The organism is Paraburkholderia sp. GAS33, assembly GCF_050436645.1.
Classification (GTDB): Bacteria; Pseudomonadota; Gammaproteobacteria; order Burkholderiales; family Burkholderiaceae; genus Paraburkholderia; species Paraburkholderia phenazinium_B.
In genome coordinates this window covers 458,734-477,288 of sequence record NZ_JBNDMP010000005.1, presented here as the reverse complement: position 1 = coordinate 477,288, position 18,555 = coordinate 458,734, and the positions used below count along the sequence as shown (strand labels likewise).

Below are 18,555 nucleotides of genomic sequence, written 5' to 3'. Positions count from 1 at the left end.
TCTTTCACAGCGGCAATTCGGACGATGCGGGTTCGAGCGCCGCGGGCGGCAGCTTCGCGCGGCGCTCCGGCGGCAACGCCTGCAGCGCGCGGCGGCCGCGCAGGCCGAGGAAGTACTCGCGGATAAACGGATGATCGACACCCGCGGCTTCCTCTACCGGCGCCGCGACCAGCACCTTGCGGTCGGCCAGCACGGCAACGCGGGTCGACAGCGCGACCATGGTGTCGAGATCGTGCGTAACCATCACGACGGTCAGGCCAAGCGCACGATGCAACGTGCCGATCAGTTCGACGAACTCATCGGACGCCTGCGGATCGAGTCCTGCAGTCGGCTCATCGAGAAACAGCAGTTCCGGTTCGAGCGCGATTGCGCGAGCGATGCCCACCCGCTTGATCATCCCTCCCGACAGCGCCGACGGCATCTTCGATGCATGCTTGCACGGCAGGCCGACCATCTCGAGCTTCAGCATGACGATGTCGCGCAGCAGGTCTTCGGGGATCTTGCCGAGTTCGCGCAACGGCTGCGCGACGTTGTCGAACACGGACAGCGACGAGAACAGCGCGCCGCGCTGGAACAGCATGCCGGAACGGCTGCGCATCAGCAGCGCGGTGTCAGGCGAGATGGTCGCGAGGTCCTCGCCGAACAGCCTGATCGTGCCGGACGACGGCCTCTCGAGGCCGAGAATCTGCCGCACGAGCGTGGTCTTGCCGGAGCCCGAACCGCCGACGATCGATACGATCTCGCCGCGCCGCGCCTCGAAGTTCAGGTGCTGGTGCACGATGTTTCGGCCGTAGCGCTTGGTCAGATCGCGCACCTCGATCACCGGCTCGGCAATCGAGGGCAGCGGCTGGCCGCGTACGGATTGGGCAAGCGGCGCGCTCATCCGAGCCCCACGTTCTGAAACAGGATCGCGAACACCGCGTCGGCAAGGATCACGATAGTGATCGAAGACACCACCGAGGTGGTCGTGCCCTCGCCAAGGCTTTGTGAATTCGCCTTGATACGGAAGCCGAAATGGCAACCGACGATGGCGATCAGCATGCCAAAGGCCACGCCTTTGCCCAGGCCGATCCACAGGTTTGCGATCGGCACCACGCTCGGCAGCGCCCGGAAGAAATAACCCATGTCGATGCCCAGCACGACTTGTGCCGAGAGCGCCCCGCCCGCGAGCGCGACGATGTTGGTCCACATCACGAGCAGCGGCATCGCCACGCCGAGCGCAATCACGCGCGGCAGGATCAGCCGCAAGCCATGTGGGATGCCCATCACGCGCATCGCATCGAGTTCCTCGGTGACGCGCATCACACCGATCTGCGCGGTGATCGCAGAACCCGAGCGGCCGGCCACCAGAATCGCCGAGAGCACCGGCCCAAGTTCGCGGATCACCGACAGGCCGAGAATGTTGACGATGTACTGGTTCGCGCCGAACAGCCGTAGCTGCTGCGCGGACAGATAGCTCAACACGATACCGATCAGAAACGCGACCAGCGCAGTGATGGGCAGCGCCCTCGCGCCCGCGTTGTAGACGTTCGCCGAGATTTCGGTCCACGGCGTGATCTTCGGATTGCGCGCAATCGCCAGCAGGTCGAGCACGAAGCGCCCGAGCATGGCAATGCCGCCGTACAGGTGCTCGAAGAAGGAGAACAACCCCAGGCCGAGCCGGGTGAACGGATCGAACTTCACCACCGGCTCAGGCGAATCGCGCATCGAATCGAGCAAGGCGATGCGATTGAAAATGTCGCGCTGGGTGTCGTTCAGTTCGACCAGTTGGGGCGGCAACTTGTGGCCCCAGACGCGCCACAGCGCCTGGCCGCCGACGTGGTCCATGCGCTCGATGCGCGATAGATCCCAATGCATCCCCTCGACCCCGATCAGAGAGCGCAGACGGGGTACGACCTTGCCGGTGGCGCGGTCGCGCGCAAGCGCGAGCGCCGTCCACTGTCCGGAGAGCCGGACGATCTTGCCTTGGCTGCCTGCCGCGACTTCAAGGCCGGGCGGAGTGTCGTAGTTCAAGGATCGCGGGATTCTGGTTGTCGGATCAGGGGCCATTGTAGCGAACGCGGCGCGCAGCAGAGGTGCTACTGCGTTTCGAGTGGTTCTCGCGCGTCCCCTGTCGCTACAATATGCGGCATGAACGCCTCCAAGACCTCATCCCAACCCGGCCCATCGGGCGACTGGCGCATCGACCGCGAGCGCGCTGTTGCGCTGTTCGGTGCGCACGCGCAAGACTGGCCGATCGAAATCGTCGAGGAAACCGGCTCGACCAACGCCGACCTGATGGCCCGCGTCAAGGCGCTGCCGCGCCGCTCGAATGCACTGCCTCGGCCGATCGTACGGGTCGCCTATCTGCAGACAGCCGGCCGCGGCCGGCGCGGACGCACATGGTATGCGGAGCCGGGCAATGCGCTGCTGTTTTCGGTGGCCTGCGTGCTGCCGCGGCCGCTCGAAGAACTCGCGGGCCTGAGTCTGGCGGTGGGCGTCGCGCTGGTGGACGGACTGCGCTCGCTACCGGTCGCAGGACCAGGCCAGATCGCCCTCAAATGGCCCAACGATGTGTTGCTGGAAGGCGATAAGCTGGCTGGCATCCTGATCGAAACGGCCTGGAGTACCGACTACGCAAGCGCGGTGGTGATCGGCATCGGCACTAACGTCAAGGGCGCGGACGAACTGGCTGCCAAGGTCGGCGCACTGAATACGGATGTGCCGCCACAGGCGCGCGGCACGGTGCCGACGGCGCTATCGCGGGCGCTGCTCACCGCCAATCTGACGGATACGCTCGCGGCCGAGCTGAACGCGCTCGAACCGGCGCTCAAGCGCTTCGCCGAGGACGGCTTCGAGCCGTTCCAGCCGCGCTGGAACGCCTGTCATGCCTATGCGGGCCGTGAAGTGGTACTGCTCGAGCAAGGGGTTGAAGTGACGCGCGGTGTGGCAGCGGGCGTCGACGAACTCGGGCAGTTGTTGCTCGACACGCCGTCGGGACGCCAGGCCATTGCGACCGGCGACGTCTCGTTGCGCCTCGCCGACGGGGCCGCATGAGCGGCGCGCCTTTTCTGCTGATCGACGCCGGCAACAGCCGCGTCAAGTGGGCGCTGGTGCAGGCCGATGGCTCGCAGAGTCATGCGGGTGCGTTTGCGCACGGTGGATCGGGCGCGGGTGCTTCAGTGAATTCTGCTGCTTCTGCCAGGCCCGGCGCGCTTTCGACAACGGCCTCGGCTACTTTGTTGCCCGCAGATCAAGCCTCCCGCATCGACGAGCCCGACTGGTCCAGCCTGCCAGCCCCTGCCAGCGTGTGGCTTTCCAACGTCGCCGGCGAGGCAGTCGCGCAACGCCTCACCGCCTTGCTGGACGCCCACTGGCCCAGCCTGCCGCGCACAATGATTCGCGCCCGCGAGCGGCAATGCGGCGTGACCAACAGCTACACAACGCCTTCCGCGCTGGGCAGCGACCGCTGGGCCGGGCTGATCGGCGCGCGCGCGGCATTTCCAGGCGAGCCGCTGTTGATCGCGACATTCGGCACGGCCACCACCCTGGAAGCGTTGCGCGCCGACGGCGTATTCGTCGGCGGCCTGATCGCGCCTGGATGGTCGCTGATGATGCGCTCGCTCGGCGAGCACACCGCCCAACTGCCCACGCTCGATGCTAACGCGGCCCGCGGTCTGCTAACGCCCGGCGCAAGCACACCCGCCGGTGACCAACCGCGTCGCGGCCCATTCTTCGCCACGGACACCCCACGCTCGCTCTCCGCCGGTTGCGCGCTCGCGCAGGCCGGGTTGATCGAGCGGATGTGGAGCGACCTGCAGGAGGCGTGGGGGATGCCCGTGCGCCTGGTAGTGGGTGGCGGCGCCCTCGACGAAGTGACAGCCGCCCTCAAAGTGCCGCATACTCGCCACGATTCGCTCGTGTTGTCCGGCCTCGCGCTGATTGCCGCCGAAAGCGCACCGGCCGCGCACCATTGAGATACGCCATGAACGCAGGCCGCACCCTTTAGACGGAGACTCCAACAATGCTGCGCTGGCTGATCGCTATTCTGTTTCTTGCCAACCTGCTCGCGTTCGCGACGGTACGCGGCGCGTTCGGGCCGACGCCCCTTGCGGGCGCGCGTGAGTCGAATCACCTGAATCGCCAGCTTCATCCGGAGATGCTGAAGGTGCAGCCCGTTTCGGCGGCCGACGCAGCGGATCTCGCCGTGGTCGGCGGACCCGCTCCGACGCCGGCCATAGCGGCGTCAGAGCTGGGGCAGTAGCCTACCCTCTCAGCCCTGCGCGCGGACCTTCTTGAGCAGCGCGGTCGTCGAGCGGTCGTGCTCGAACGGAATGGCCAGCGCACGGCCACCCCAGCCGCGTACCAGCGCCGACTCAGGAAGCGTGTCCATATCGTAGTCGCCGCCCTTGACGAGAACATCGGGATGCAGCGCTCCGATCAATGACACCGGCGTCTGCTCTTCGAAGCACACCACCCAATCGACACTTTCCAGCGCCGCGAGCAAGGCCATCCGGTCGGCCTGGTTGTTGATGGGCCGGTCATCGCCTTTACCTAGTCCTCGCACCGACGCATCGCTGTTCACGCCAACAATCAGGCAGGCGCCCAGAGCCTTCGCATCGGCCAGATAGGTCACGTGACCACGATGCAGGATGTCGAACACACCGTTCGTGAACACCACCGGTCCGGTAAGCGAGGGGCGCAGTTGCGCCAGGGCATCGCGGGTCGTGAGCTTGCGTTCGAAAGTGGCGGCCATGGGAAATCAAAGAAAAGAGAAATCATGCAAACGGCCCGGCAGGCTTGCACCTGTCGGGCCGTCATTTCATGCGTTACGTGTCACTGGCGACTCGCGCCAAGGCGCAACGCGGGACCGTCAGGCCGGCTGCTCAGCCGACTTCTGATCGGCCTGCAAACGTGCCACCACTTCCTTGCGATAGCGGTTCAATTCCTGCGCCGTATTGAAAGTGCGCTCGAACAGGATGGACAGGTTGTGCAGGATGCGCTCCACCACCTTCTTCTCCCAGCCGTCGTCGAAACGGATCTGTTCGTCGAGCCAGCGTTCGAGCCACTCCGGATCGGGCAGGCGCGACTGGATCGTGTCGCGCGGGAACAGCGCCTGATTCACGTGCAGATTGGTCGGGTGCAGCGGCTTTTCCGTACGACGCGCTGACGCCATCAGCACGCCGATCTTCGCAAACGCCGCGCGCGCAACGTCACCGAAATTCGACATGGCCTTCTTCATGTAACGCAGATAGGCACCGCCATGACGCGCTTCGTCGCGCGAGATGGTTTCGTAGATCGCCTTGATCACCGGTTCCGTGTGCCATTCGGCCGCGCGGCGATACCAGTGGTTCAGGCGTATCTCGCCGCAGAAGTGCAGCATCAGCGTTTCCAGCGGAGGCGCCGGATCGAACTCGAAGCGCACCGCGTGCAGCTCGTCTTCGGTCGGGCACATTTCCGGCTTGAAGCGGCGCAGATACTCCATCAGCACCAGCGAGTGTTTCTGTTCTTCGAAGAACCACACGCTCATGAAGGCGGAGAAATCGCTGTCATGATGGTTGTCGCGCAGGAACATTTCCGTTGCGGGCAACGCAGACCATTCGGTGATCGCGTTCATCTTGATCGTCGCGGCCTGCTCGTCGGTCAAGAGCGATGCATCGAACGTGTCCCAGGGAATGTCTTTCTCCATGTCCCATCGAACGGATTCGAGCGATTTATAAAGTTCCGGATAAAGCATGGTGTTCATAGTCCCACCCCTGTTCTGCGCATTGCGACGTCTGTTTGTGTCTTTTGCAACTCTTGCTAACGGCGAACGAAACACACGCGTTCACGAGCCAAGCATTCAATTTTACGCGGGAATCGGCCACTCGGACGCACCGTGCGGGAAAGAAGTCCTGCGGCATTCGTGCTGCGCGGACACCGAAGTCTCGCGCCGCATGGCCAACCGTGCGTGAACCTGCCCAACGCAACCGGCCCAGCCTTGCCAGATGGAAGCCGTTATCCAGCCCCGCGCCGGTCGAACCTGTGACAACCGGTGACTACGGGGCGGCGGATTCGTTGTTTTCAGAGCACGCCCAAGGGCCAAACAAGCTTACATCATGATAGCACGCTGCCCTGACACCTTTTCCTTACATAGGGTCACAAGAGTTCGCCACCTTGATCGTTCGCAACAAAGTAGCGGAGATTCATGTTCCGCTTGTGACGAAACCTGTTTAGGTGTGCTTGAGCCTGCATGATTCCGTCCCGTCAGCTTGCCTCGCATCCCGCCGGTCAGGAGGTGCCGTCCCCTGCCGGAGCGGCGATCCAAGCCGCGATCTCGGCGCGCTTCGCGAGCGCGTCGCGGCGCCCAAGTTCGATCAGTTCACGCGTGAATTCACTTTCGAACAGCAGGTAACTGGCAAACGACGCCCCCGACGCCCGGTTGCCGCCCACGGCACCCAGCAGCCCACGGACCGTAAGCGGCAGACGCTGCAGGTGGCGCGCCGCAATCAGCTCGATGCGCTCGCTCGGCGCAATCGCCAGCACGTCGATATGACGCCAGCCGCTTTCCGGCTCGACCACGTGGGGAAGATGCAACACCATCCGGTTGACGTGCTCGATGCGCTCGATGTCCGCGCCGAGCGCATCGAGAAACACGCTCGCCATCACCTGCTGACCGATCTGCGCAAGCGAGGGGTAGGCGTCGTCGCGCCCGTCCGCCGGCACTTCCGGCCGCGGCGTCGCCGCGCCGATCACGAAGATGCGGTGCGCGCCGAAGTGAATCGCAGGACTAAGCGGTGCGATCTGGCGGATCGAGCCGTCGCCGAAGTATTCGTGATGTCCGTCCAGCTCCAGCGGCACAGCGGGAAACACGTAAGGAATCGCTGACGACGCAAGCAGATGGGCAGGCGTGAGCTCAACCATCCGCGCAGTGCGTTGCGCGCGCCGCCAGGCCTGGATCGGCTCGCTCGCCTGGTAAAAAGTCAGATGTTGTCCTGACGAATAGCTGAGCGCAGTGATGGACAGCGCATGCAGCGCGCGCGTATCGAGCATCTGCTCGATACGGCGAAAACTGAGCGCATCGCGCAGCAGCCGGGCCAGCGGCGAGTTATCAAGCAACGCACGCGGCGAACGGCGCGCGGCCCAGCCGAAGCTCATCGCAGCAAGCCAGCGGGCACCCGCGGCGACGACGCCGGGCCAGTCGGTGCGGTACACGTGATGCGCATGCATATCCGACCAGACGCGCACAAGCCGGTCCGCGCCACGCGAGAAGTCGTCGGCATGGCTTGCAATCGAGGTGGCGTTGATCGCGCCAGCCGATGTGCCGCAGATCACGCTGAACGGCGACGCGCGAGACGCAGGAGCGACTTCGCGCGCGATCTCGGCAAGTGCCTGCAGCGCGCCCGCCTGGTAAGCGGCGCGTGCACCGCCGCCCATCAGAACTAATGCGAGCCGCATGCCCGGAACTCGCTATTGGTCACGCCGGGACGCTTCACTCGGGTTGCGACGGCGTCTTTCTGGCGGTGCGCGGCCGGCTTGCCGAGCCGCCACTCGCAGGCGCGCGCTTCGCGGCCGGTTCCTTTGCGGTGGACTTGTCGGCAGTAGACCCGTCGGCGGGTTCCTTTGTGGCTTCCGTCTTCGCTTGACCCGCGGCCACTGGCGAATCGGCAGCAGCGTCGCCGCCCGCCGCCGGTTGTGCCATCGCGAACTGCGCGATCTGGTTGAACTGCGATTGCAGCAGGTTCCACCAGCTGGACGCATCGAAGCCCGGCGCGTTCGCGTTATCACCTGCTTCCGGTTCCGCGGCGCCTGCTGCACTAGCCGCTTCGGGACGCGGCGCAGCGGCAGGCTCGGGGCGCGGCCTTGCCGCTGGAGACGGAGCCGCCGCAGCCGCAGGCTGCGCCATCGACTGCTGCGCAAAGGCTCCAAACGCCCGCAGCGTCGCAAGCGTGGCGCGCTGCACTTCGAGCGCCTGAATCGCCGATTGCAGCATGTTCAGATTCAGCTTGAGCCATTGTTCGACCGCTCGCATATCGGTGATGCGCTTGTCGAGTTCTTCGACGTTGGTTAGCGGCGCCATCATGTCGGACATCATCGACAGCGATGGTCCGAGGCCATGGGCCGCGCCTGTCTGGACGCCCGGGAAAGCTGAGCCGAAAGGCGTGAGCCGCATCATGTCCCACATGCGGTCCATCATCTCGCCAGGCGGGAAACCCGGGAAACCGGGGAAGGGCGGCGTGGAGCCAGGTGTATCGGTCATGTTTTTCTCCTCGCAGCAGACAGGGGTAGAAATGGCGCAGGTCCACCACGCGCGTTTCGTCCGATCATACCGCGCGCAACGGGGTTGTCGCGCGCCTAAGTCAGGTGGATCAGGACGAATGCCCGCCTGATGAACCGCGTCCCGTGGTGCCGCCCGGCGCCCCGCCGCCGCCGTGGAAATCGGGCGCACGGCGTTCACGCAGCGAGCTCACGCCTTCGCGCACATCCGGTCCGGCAAAGCCCATGAATTCGAGCGCGAGCGAGGTATCGAAAGCGGGCCCCGCCGAGCGCAGCCAGTTGTTCAACGCATATTTGGTCCAGCGAATCGCCGTCTGCGAGCCATGTGCAAGTTTCCCGGCCACTTCGAATGCTTTGGGCAGCAGATCATGTTCATCGACGGCTAGCGACACCAGTCCGATCCGCTCGGCCTCCTCACCGCTGACCGGTTCGCACAGCAGCAGGTAGTACTTGGCCTTCGCCATGCCGCACAGCAGAGGCCAGACGATCGCCGCGTGATCGCCCGCCGCGACGCCTAGCCGCGTGTGGCCGTCGATGATGCGTGCACTCTTCGTCGCAATCGAGATATCGGCGAGCAAACCCGCCACCAGCCCTGCCCCTACCGCAGGCCCGTGCATGGCCGAGACGATCGGCTTGCTGCAGTTGATCACGTTGTAGACGAGATCGCGCGCCTCACGCCAGACGCGCGTGCGGACTTCGAAGTCGGTCGCCATCTGCTCGACGAGATGCAGGTCGCCCCCCGCCGAAAAGCCCTTGCCTTCGCCGCGAATCACCGCGACGCGCGTGTCCGGATCGCGGTCGATATCGCGCCAGATCTCGGCGAGCTCGAAATGCATCCGCGCGTCGGCAGTCGCCAGTGCGCTCTTGTTGGCGCCCTCGCCGCTCATGATGACTTCGAGGATGCCATGCGGATGCCGCCGCAACCGCAGCGAGCGGTAGTGCGCATAGAAGGCGGGATCGTTGATCGGTGAGTCGTGAGACATGGTGGTCGCTTGGTCCGGTAGATCGGAAGCGCGGCAGATTGATATGTCGGTGTCGGCTGCGCCGCCGCCGTGGGCTGGCCTGCGGGCCACCGCGCGTCAGTCAGTGTAGCGGCGCCCGACCACGCCGGTATCGGGCGAAACCCTCCTGGCGGTGCTGGACGAACTCGCTGCAGGCCTGGTTCGAGCTACGGATTGCACAGGCCTTTGCCGACGGCGGCTCAGCGCGCGCCGTCGACCGGTGCGATGCCCTGTTCGATCGAACCGAAGATCGACTTGCCTGCTTCGTCGAACATCTCGATCTTCACCGTGTCGCCGTATTTCATGAATTCGGTCTGCGGTGCGCCATGCTCGATGGTCTCGAGACAACGCTTCTCGGCGATGCAGCAGTAGCCGCGCTTCGCATCCTTGTTCGAGACGGTCCCTGAGCCCACGATCGACCCCGCGCGCAGGTTGCGCGTCTTCGCGGCGTGCGCGATCAGCTGGCCGAAGTGGAACACCATGTCCATGCCGGCATCCGGCTGGCCGACTTTCTTGCCGTTCCAATGGACGATCATCGGACGATGCACGCGGCCTTCGCGCCAGTGCTCACCCAGTTCGTCAGGCGTAACGGCAACCGGCGCAAAGGAGGTGGCCGGCTTGCCCTGGAAGAAACCGAAGCCCTTAGCCAGCTCCGCCGGGATCAGGTTGCGCAGCGAGACGTCGTTCACGAGCGTGATCAATCGCACGCCCTTGAGTGCCTGCTCGGGGCTCGCGCCCATCGGCACGTCGGTGGTGATCACCGCGACTTCCGCTTCGAAGTCGATGCCGAAGTCCTCCGAGGCACAAACCACGTCGTCCTTCGGGCCAATGAAGTCGTCGCTGCCGCCCTGGTACATCAACGGATCGGTCCAGAATTCCGGCGGCATTTCCGCGCCGCGCGCGCGACGCACCAGTTCGACGTGGTTCACGTACGACGAACCATCGGCCCACTGGAACGCGCGCGGCAGGGGCGCCATGCATTCCTTGGCCTCGAACGGAAAACTGTTGCGCGCGCGGCCCTGATTGAGCGTGTCGTACAGATCCTGCAGTTGCGGCGCGTAGAAGGTCCAGTCGTCGAGGACGCGTTGCAGCGTCGGCGCGATCGCATCGGCGATGGCCGCAGTTTGCAGGTCGCGCGACACGACGATCAGCTGGCCGTCGCGCGTGCCGTCCTTCAGCGTGGCAAGTTTCATAGGAGGAATGAGCCGTGTTAGTGACGATAGAGGGAATCTATTCTACGATGGTGAATCGCCCTGCCCCAAACAGGCTGGTTTGAGGACGCGGATTGCGCGACTCGCCGTGCCGCGCGGCCTCCCTTCGTTTCAATGCACCGTTCGCGCTCCGTGCGCCTTGCCTATGCCTTCAATTGCCCGCTCCGACGCCGACCCGGCCGATCCGCTCGACGCTTCGGACGACGATACCGCCGATGCCGGCGAGGAGAAACTGCGCTCGGGCATCCAGTCGATCGAGGTGGGCTTTCGCCTGCTCGAGGTGCTGACCCATGAGCCGCGCGCGATGATGCTGCGCGACCTTGCGCAACGCGCAGGCATGAGCCCGGCGAAGGCGCATCGCTATCTGGTGAGCTTCCTTCGGCTCGGCGTGGTCGCGCAGGACGCGCTTTCGGGTCGCTATGAACTGGGTGGCTTCGCCTTGCAACTGGGCCTGGCGCGGCTTGCGAGGGTTGACGGCGTGAAGCTCGCGCGGATTGCGCTGGCGGAGCTGCGCGACCGGCTCGACCTGACGGTGGGCATCGCCGTGTGGGGTAATCAGGGGCCGACAGTCGTGCACTGGATGGAATCGAGCCATCCGGCGAAGGCCTCGCTCAAGCTCGGCGACGTGATGCCGTTGCTGGGTTCCGCCACCGGCCTGCTATTCGCCGCCTATCTGCCGGCCAGCAAGACCGCGACGATGATCGAACGTGAACTGGCCGATTCGCGACGCTCGTCGCAGACGGCTGGTCCGCGCACGCACGAGGAGGTTGAGCGTGTGCTCGAGGAGGTACGCGCTCACCAGGCCGCACGAGTCGAAGGAGTGCTGCTGGCGACCATTCACGCGTTCTGCATGCCGGTTTTCGACTCGACCGGCGATCTCGCACTCGGGCTGATTGCGCTTGGTCACGAAGGCGCATTCGATATCCGCTGGGGCGGTGAAGTCGACACGGCACTGCGCGAGTGCGCTCGAAAATTGTCGTACGAACTGGGGTATAGCCCCGCGCCGCGTTAGGATGTAAGACAACGACACGATTGCCGCGGAACATCGCCGGTAGCCTGCCTGTCGAACCCGTTCACTGCGTCCAGCGCTGGCATCTCGCTGGCGCGACACGCTCCATCGCATTTTTACCCGTTAAAACCGCGCCGCTCGATGTCGTTTCCCTCCGCAGTCAGCCGCTCCGAACGCACGCTACCTCACGCCGGGCCCCGCCGCACACGGGCATGGCGCTGGCTCGCCGTGCTGGCGGTCGTGCTTTGCCTGCACTGGATTGCGGCTCAGTGGATCGAGCGCAACCGAACCACATTCACGCCCGAGAACACGGCCCATGTGCCCGTGCAGATTGCGCTGCTGACGCCCGAGCGAGTCGAGCGACAACCGGCCGCGTCGACGCCACATCCGGCCGCACCGGCTAAACTCAGGCCCGCGGCGGCGGCGAGCAAGCCGCGCGAGCGGGTGCTCACTGCGACGTCCACGCAGCGCGCGGCCGCAGTCGCGGCGGCGTCTGCCGTCGCAGCGGAGGCAGCATCCGCGGCGCAGGCGAGCGCGGCGGCACAAGCTGCAGCCTCAGCAGCGGCGGCAGCAAACGCAGCAGCAAGCGCCGCAGCCAGCGCGCAGGCGGCGGCTGCAAAAGCCGATTCGGGCGTGAAATTCTCGGTGCCACCTTCGGGCGATCTGCAGTACGACACGTTCTATAACGGTGTGCGCAACCAGCCCGGCACGATCCACTGGTCAAGCGACGGCAAAACCTACGACATGGTTGTATCGCTGCCCGTGCCATTCATCGGCTCGTTCACTTACTCGAGCCACGGCCATATCGACGCCTTCGGACTCGCGCCGGACCAGTACGTCGAAAAGCGCGGGCATCGGCCGGAAGACGTGTCGATCTTCAACCGCACGACAAAGCAGATCGTGTTCACCCGTACGCCCGCGTCCCTGCCGCTCAGCGATGGCGCACAGGACCGTTTCAGCATGGTCATGCAACTCGCCAGCCTCGTGCGTGGCAATCCGGATGCCTACAAACCTGGCGTTACCCGGCAGTTCTTTGTCGTAGACAACGATAGCGGCGAGATCTGGCCGGTCGAGACGATCGGCGACGAAACGATCCGCACTCAGGATGGCTACCTGAGCGCGCGCCACTTCATGCGTTTGCCGCGTCATGCGGGGGATCAACGACGCATCGATGTATGGCTCGCGCCGTCACTTGGGTGGTTGCCCGCGCGGCTTGTACAGACTGAGCCGAATGGCACTGAAGTTGAACTGCTGTGGCGTGGACCGCTGAACCTCGCGAGCGGTAGCGGCAGTGCGGGCAGTGCGAATTCTCAGGGAAGCCAGGGCGGTGGCGTATCGGCTTCAGGCGACGGTCCCGTAGCGAGTCCCGCCGAAAACCCAGCGTCGTACCCACCGGTCAACCCCACGACCGCTCCCTCCAGCCCTGCGCCGACAGAACCCTCAACGCCACCCGCAGCAGCCCTGTCGCCACCCGCACCCGACACCACCTCACCCCCCACCGCAGACAAGCCCTAAAGCCGAGCAGATATTCGACAATCTGCCGAACCTTCCATCGCCGTCACGACTCGCACGACAAGCGGCGCCGTTGCGCCGCGCCGATGGGAACACGGTTTGCTGACGTACAAAGTCCGCTGTGGATCACCCGCCGTGCATCACCGTTTATTACCAGCGCGGCAAGCGCCGCAGCGCCGCGCCCGGCCTTCCACCGCATCACCGCTGACAGGAGCCTGCATGCAAGTGAAACTCAACGGTATCGACACGCGCTATGTCCTCGACAATGAAGGCGGCGGCCCCTGGCTGACGCTCGTCCATCAACTGGGCGGCGATCTGTCCGTATGGGACCAGCTCGCCGGTTACTTCCGCGACGATTTCACCGTGCTACGTTACGACGTAAGGGGACACGGCCACACTGCCGTGCCTGATCAACCCTTCAGCATCGCTGACCTCTCGAACGACCTGGCCGCATTACTCGACGCGCTCGGCGCCCCACATACGCATCTGGTCGGCATGTCGATGGGCGGCATGATTGCGCAGCAGTTCGCGCTCGATCATCCATCGCGCATCGACACGCTCGTCCTCGCCGACACGAGCGCCGGCACCCTGCCCGAGAATCGCGCCATCTGGGATCAGCGCGCCGCCACCGCACGTCGCGACGGCATGGCCTCACTGGTGCCCGCCACATTGGAACGATGGTTAACGCCGGATTTCCAGAGATCGCATCCGGAAGCCGTCGAGCCGATTCACGAGGTTCTGCTGCACACGCGGCCCGAAGGCTATGCCCTTGCCTGCGAGGCATTGCGCGACTTCAATGTGCACGAGCGGTTGCACGAAATTCGTCTACCTACGCTGACAATTGCAGGCCGCCACGACACGGGTACGCCACCTGCTGCAACACAATTGATCGCGAAATCGATTCAGGGTGCACAATACGAACTGCTGGATGCGGCACATCTGGCGCCGGTCGAACAATCTCACCGTTTTGCTGCGTTGCTTGAAACGTTTCTCGAAGCACGGGTCTAACTTGAAGGTCCGGGATTTTTACCAGCGTCACTCCGGACCCACCCCTTGAATTCCACACCATACGCTCCACTTATGGCGCAGGAACGGCCAGGAGCCAACGGAAATAAGGAGTGTCGCCATGCAAATGATCTACAACAGCCCCAATTATTGTGTCGTCGAGTTCCCACCGCAGGACGGTCCTCTCGCCATGAAGTCAGGTGGTTACGAGATCGTCGACAAAAACATGCAACGCGAGATCTACATTGACGGCGCTATGGCGGCACGCTTTCGCGAGCACGTCACCAAGCTGATCGAAGAAGAACCGTCGCTGGACGAAGTAGACGAATTCCTCGGTCAATTCGACAGTTTGATGCATCAACCGGTGATCCTCCACTGACACGCAACGCCTCGGCGACACGTACCTGAAACCCCGTCCGGCTTGCCGGGCGGGGTTTTTTGTTATTGTCGAAGGAATACGGCGTTTCAGTTTTCGCCATTCATAGGGGGATTGAAGGCCGAAGCGCGTCCCGATGCATGCAAGGTGGCATCTTTTACCGCCTGCAGCGCGCTGCGTCTTCGCCTTGAAGCTTTTATAAGCCCTTTCACCGCGCCCTCAAGACCGGCGAGGCCTTCCCGCTGCGGATACAATGACGGGTTCCCTGAAAAAGACTCGCGCAAGCCTACTTCTGCCATGAACCAGCCCGCCCCGACCGTCAGTTCAGCCCGCCAGACCGCTTATACGCGCGGTACGGCGTTGCCCGCGCTTCTGCAATCGCGCATCCTCATTCTGGACGGGGCGATGGGCACGATGATCCAGCGGTACAAGCTCGACGAAGCCCGCTATCGCGGCGAGCGCTTCAAGGACTACGGGCGCGACATCAAAGGCAACAACGAACTGTTGTCGATCACGCAACCCCAGATCATCAGCGAGATCCACGAGCAGTATCTGGCGGCGGGCGCCGACATCATCGAAACCAACACGTTCGGCGCCACCACTGTCGCGCAGGCCGACTACGGGATGGAAGATCTCGCGGTCGAGATGAATCTCGAATCGGCAAAACTCGCGCGAGCGGCTTGCGACAAATACTCGACACCGGACAAGCCACGCTTCGTTGCGGGCGCAATCGGACCGACGCCGAAGACAGCGAGCATTTCGCCTGACGTGAACGATCCGGGCGCGCGCAACGTGACCTTCGACGAATTGCGCGCGGCCTACTACGAGCAGGCCAAGGCGTTGCTCGATGGCGGCTCGGACCTGTTCCTCGTCGAAACGATCTTCGACACGCTCAACGCGAAGGCCGCGCTGTTTGCGCTCGATGAACTGTTTGAAAATACCGGCGAGCGTTTGCCGATCATGATCTCGGGCACGGTCACGGACGCGTCGGGACGCATCCTGTCGGGGCAGACGGTCGAAGCGTTCTGGAATTCGTTGCGTCATGCGAAGCCACTCACCTTTGGTTTGAACTGCGCGCTCGGCGCCGCGTTGATGCGCCCGTATGTGGCGGAATTGGCGAAGCTGTGCGATACGTACGTGTCGTGCTATCCGAACGCGGGCTTGCCAAACCCGATGAGCGATACGGGCTTTGACGAATTGCCCGCAGATACGTCCGGGCTCCTAAAGGAATTTGCCAGCGCGGGGCTCGTGAATATTGCGGGCGGTTGCTGCGGGACGACGCCGGAGCATATTGCGGCGATTGCGAAGGCGCTCGCCGAAATCAAACCGCGCAAATGGCCCGGTCAGTACCGGGACGCGGCCTGAGCCGCGCCGCATCACCCGCCCGAAGTAGTCGACGCAAGCAACCGAACCGCACACACGCCATGACCGATCACACCATGCGCCTTTCCGGCCTCGAGCCGTTCAACGTCACATCCGGGACGCTCTTCATCAACGTCGGTGAGCGCACCAACGTGACCGGCTCGAAGGCGTTCGCGCGAATGATCCTGAACGACCAGTTCGACGACGCGATCGCGGTCGCGCGTCAGCAGGTTGAAAACGGCGCGCAGATCATCGACGTCAACATGGACGAGGCCATGCTCGATTCGAAAGCGGCGATGGTCCGCTTCATGAATCTGATCGCATCGGAACCGGACATCGCACGCGTGCCGATCATGATCGACTCGTCGAAGTGGGAAGTGATCGAAGCGGGCCTGAAGTGCGTGCAAGGCAAAGCGATCGTCAACTCGATCTCGCTCAAGGAAGGCGAGGATGCGTTCCGTCATCATGCCAACCTGATCCGCCGCTACGGCGCCGCAGCCGTCGTGATGGCCTTCGACGAAAAAGGCCAGGCCGATACCTACCAGCGTAAGACCGAGATCTGCAAACGCTCGTACGACTTCCTCGTCAATGAAGTCGGCTTCCCGCCCGAAGACATCATCTTCGACCCGAACATCTTCGCGGTCGCCACAGGCATCGAAGAGCACAACAACTACGCCGTCGACTTCATCAACGCCACGCGCTGGATCAAGGAAAACCTGCCGTACGCGAAGGTCAGCGGTGGCGTCTCGAACGTGTCGTTCTCGTTCCGCGGTAACGACCCGGTGCGCGAAGCGATCCACACCGTGTTCCTCTACCACGCGATCCAGGCGGGGATGGACATGGGCATCGTCAACGCCGGCCAACTCGGCGTGTACGCAGACCTCGATCCCGAACTGCGCGAGCGTGTTGAAGACGTCGTGCTGAACCGCCGTGCAGACGGTACCGACCGTCTGCTCGAAATTGCCGACAAGTTCAAGACGGGCGCAGCGAAGAAGGAAGAGAACCTCGAGTGGCGCAACCAGCCCGTCGAGAAACGCCTCTCGCACGCGCTGGTGCACGGCATTACCAACTTCATCGTCGAAGATACCGAGGAAGTACGCGCGAAAATCGCCGCTGCAGGCGGGCGTCCGATCAACGTGATCGAAGGCCCGCTGATGGACGGCATGAACGTTGTCGGCGACCTGTTCGGTCAGGGCAAGATGTTCCTGCCGCAAGTGGTGAAGTCGGCGCGCGTGATGAAGCAGGCAGTCGCCCATCTGATCCCGTACATCGAAGAAGAAAAGAAGCTGATGGCCGAAGCCGGCGCCGACGTGCGCGCCAAGGGCAAGATCGTCATCGCCACGGTGAAGGGCGACGTGCACGACATCGGCAAGAACATCGTCTCGGTGGTGCTTCAGTGCAATAACTTCGAAGTGGTCAACATGGGCGTGATGGTTCCGTGCAACGACATCCTCGCGAAAGCGAAGGTCGAAGCCGCGGACATCATCGGGCTGTCCGGTCTGATTACGCCGAGCCTCGAAGAAATGGCGTACGTCGCATCGGAAATGCAGCGCGACGACTACTTCCGCATCAAGAAGATTCCGCTGCTGATTGGCGGCGCAACGACCTCGCGCGTGCACACGGCCGTGAAGATTGCACCTCACTACGAAGGGCCGGTGGTATATGTACCCGACGCGTCACGCTCGGTCTCGGTGGCCTCGAGCCTGCTGTCCGACGAAGGCGCCGCAAAGTACCTGGAAGAACTGAAGACCGACTACGACCGTATCCGCGACCAGCACGCCAACCGCAAGGCGCAACCCATGGTCACGCTGGCTGAGGCTCGCGCGAACAAGACGAAGATCGACTGGGCCAGCTACCAGCCGGTCAAGCCGAAGTTCATCGGCCGTCGCGTCTTCAAGAATTTCGACCTCAGCGAGCTGGCGAACTATATCGACTGGGCGCCGTTCTTCCAGACCTGGGATCTGGCCGGCCCATACCCTGCGATTCTGAATGACGAGATCGTCGGCGAATCGGCGCGGCGCGTGTTCTCCGACGGCAAGGCGATGCTCGCACGCCTGATCCAGGGTCGCTGGCTGCAGGCCAACGGCGTGATCGCGCTGTTGCCGGCCAACACAGTGAATGACGACGACATCGAGATCTACACGGACGAATCGCGCTCGGAAGTCGCGCTGACGTGGCGCAACCTGCGCCAGCAAAGCGTGCGGCCAGTGGTGGACGGTGTGATGCGGCCGAACCGGTCGCTCGCCGACTTCATTGCGCCAAAGGATTCGGGCGTCGCCGACTACATCGGCATGTTCGCGGTGACGGCGGGACTCGGCGTCGACGTGAAGGAAAAGCAGTTCGAAAAGGATCACGACGACTACAGCGCAATCATGCTGAAGGCGCTCGCCGACCGCTTCGCAGAAGCCTTCGCCGAAGCGATGCACGCCCGCGTGCGCCGCGACCTGTGGGGCTACGCGACGAACGAAACACTCTCCAACGACGAGCTGATCGGTGAAAAGTATCGCGGCATCCGTCCCGCGCCCGGTTACCCGGCCTGCCCGGATCACCTCGTGAAACGCGACATGTTCGAGGTGCTCCATGCGAACGAAATCGGCATGAGCGTCACGGAATCGCTCGCCATGTTGCCGGCAGCGAGCGTCTCAGGCTTTTATCTGGCGCATCCGGAAAGCACCTATTTTTCGGTCGGAAAGATTGCCGCGGATCAGGTGGAAGACTTCGCGAAACGGATGGCCTTGTCGAAGCAGGACGCGGAACGGGCCTTGGCCCCGCTGCTGTAAGGTCGCGGTATAGCACCGCCAAAAATCGCCCCACTATATCCAGAACGTAAGGCTGAATATTTCA

At 63.7% G+C, this 18,555-nt stretch carries 17 protein-coding genes; 9 read left to right on the top strand and 8 right to left on the bottom strand.

Going from position 1 to position 18,555, the window contains the following annotated elements; all coding sequences use genetic code 11:
* Positions 1-4 precede the first annotated feature (4 nt).
* On the bottom strand, positions 5-883 hold the full coding sequence (locus P3T24_RS18660; RefSeq protein ID WP_429436740.1) for an ABC transporter ATP-binding protein: 879 nt from the start codon (positions 881-883) through the stop codon (positions 5-7).
* The gene (locus tag P3T24_RS18655) at positions 880-2,013 is read right to left on the bottom strand and encodes an MlaE family ABC transporter permease (RefSeq protein WP_074263213.1); all 1,134 of its coding nucleotides are present in this window, start codon (positions 2,011-2,013) and stop codon (positions 880-882) included. The genes P3T24_RS18660 and P3T24_RS18655 overlap by 4 nt, the downstream gene beginning before the upstream one ends.
* A gap of 117 nt (positions 2,014-2,130) precedes the next feature.
* On the opposite strand from P3T24_RS18655, the gene P3T24_RS18650 reads away from it, so the two are divergent.
* From P3T24_RS18650 to P3T24_RS18640, 3 genes are read left to right on the top strand one after another with little or no spacing between them, the layout of a single operon-like run.
* On the top strand, positions 2,131-3,036 hold the full coding sequence (locus tag P3T24_RS18650; protein WP_429436738.1) for a biotin--[acetyl-CoA-carboxylase] ligase: 906 nt from the start codon (positions 2,131-2,133) through the stop codon (positions 3,034-3,036).
* The gene (locus P3T24_RS18645; protein WP_429436736.1) at positions 3,033-3,956 is read left to right on the top strand and encodes a type III pantothenate kinase; all 924 of its coding nucleotides are present in this window, start codon (positions 3,033-3,035) and stop codon (positions 3,954-3,956) included. The genes P3T24_RS18650 and P3T24_RS18645 overlap by 4 nt, the downstream gene beginning before the upstream one ends.
* A gap of 47 nt (positions 3,957-4,003) precedes the next feature.
* Entirely contained in the window at positions 4,004-4,243 is a 240-nt protein-coding gene (locus P3T24_RS18640) for a hypothetical protein (RefSeq protein WP_074263210.1), read from the top strand.
* Between the two features lie 9 nt (positions 4,244-4,252).
* Here the strand turns inward: P3T24_RS18640 and rfaE2 are convergent, their stop codons facing one another.
* From rfaE2 to P3T24_RS18610, 6 genes are all read right to left on the bottom strand, one after another.
* Complete coding sequence (gene rfaE2, locus P3T24_RS18635) at positions 4,253-4,735, bottom strand: D-glycero-beta-D-manno-heptose 1-phosphate adenylyltransferase (protein ID WP_429436734.1); 483 nt, start codon at positions 4,733-4,735, stop codon at positions 4,253-4,255.
* Between the two features lie 117 nt (positions 4,736-4,852).
* Positions 4,853-5,725: a ferritin-like domain-containing protein gene (locus P3T24_RS18630; RefSeq protein ID WP_429436731.1), complete on the bottom strand. Its 873-nt coding sequence runs from the start codon at positions 5,723-5,725 to the stop codon at positions 4,853-4,855.
* A 524-nt stretch (positions 5,726-6,249) separates the two neighbouring features.
* Positions 6,250-7,416: a patatin-like phospholipase family protein gene (locus tag P3T24_RS18625; RefSeq protein WP_429436729.1), complete on the bottom strand. Its 1,167-nt coding sequence runs from the start codon at positions 7,414-7,416 to the stop codon at positions 6,250-6,252.
* 34 nt (positions 7,417-7,450) lie between these two features.
* Complete coding sequence (locus P3T24_RS18620; RefSeq protein WP_429436727.1) at positions 7,451-8,218, bottom strand: PhaM family polyhydroxyalkanoate granule multifunctional regulatory protein; 768 nt, start codon at positions 8,216-8,218, stop codon at positions 7,451-7,453.
* A gap of 109 nt (positions 8,219-8,327) precedes the next feature.
* The gene (locus tag P3T24_RS18615; RefSeq protein ID WP_429436725.1) at positions 8,328-9,218 is read right to left on the bottom strand and encodes an enoyl-CoA hydratase/isomerase family protein; all 891 of its coding nucleotides are present in this window, start codon (positions 9,216-9,218) and stop codon (positions 8,328-8,330) included.
* Positions 9,219-9,436: 218 nt separating this feature from the next.
* Complete coding sequence (locus tag P3T24_RS18610; protein ID WP_429436722.1) at positions 9,437-10,429, bottom strand: fumarylacetoacetate hydrolase family protein; 993 nt, start codon at positions 10,427-10,429, stop codon at positions 9,437-9,439.
* 163 nt (positions 10,430-10,592) lie between these two features.
* Between P3T24_RS18610 and P3T24_RS18605 the strand changes: the two genes are divergently transcribed.
* From P3T24_RS18605 to metH, 6 genes are all read left to right on the top strand, one after another.
* Positions 10,593-11,459 carry an IclR family transcriptional regulator gene (locus P3T24_RS18605; RefSeq protein ID WP_429436720.1) on the top strand — a complete coding sequence of 289 codons (867 nt, stop codon included), beginning with the start codon at positions 10,593-10,595 and terminating at the stop codon, positions 11,457-11,459.
* A gap of 138 nt (positions 11,460-11,597) precedes the next feature.
* Positions 11,598-12,971, top strand: a complete 1,374-nt coding sequence (locus tag P3T24_RS18600) for a DUF3108 domain-containing protein (protein ID WP_429436717.1) — start codon at positions 11,598-11,600, stop codon at positions 12,969-12,971.
* A gap of 216 nt (positions 12,972-13,187) precedes the next feature.
* Positions 13,188-13,976, top strand: coding sequence for a 3-oxoadipate enol-lactonase (gene pcaD / locus P3T24_RS18595; protein WP_429436716.1), 789 nt, complete (start codon positions 13,188-13,190; stop codon positions 13,974-13,976).
* A gap of 118 nt (positions 13,977-14,094) precedes the next feature.
* The gene (locus P3T24_RS18590) at positions 14,095-14,352 is read left to right on the top strand and encodes a BTH_I0359 family protein (RefSeq protein ID WP_074263200.1); all 258 of its coding nucleotides are present in this window, start codon (positions 14,095-14,097) and stop codon (positions 14,350-14,352) included.
* Positions 14,353-14,646: 294 nt separating this feature from the next.
* Entirely contained in the window at positions 14,647-15,714 is a 1,068-nt protein-coding gene (locus P3T24_RS18585) for a homocysteine S-methyltransferase family protein (protein WP_429406958.1), read from the top strand.
* Complete coding sequence (gene metH, locus P3T24_RS18580; RefSeq protein ID WP_429436953.1) at positions 15,711-18,491, top strand: methionine synthase; 2,781 nt, start codon at positions 15,711-15,713, stop codon at positions 18,489-18,491. Before P3T24_RS18585 ends, metH begins: the two co-directional genes overlap by 4 nt.
* Positions 18,492-18,555: the final 64 nt, after the last annotated feature.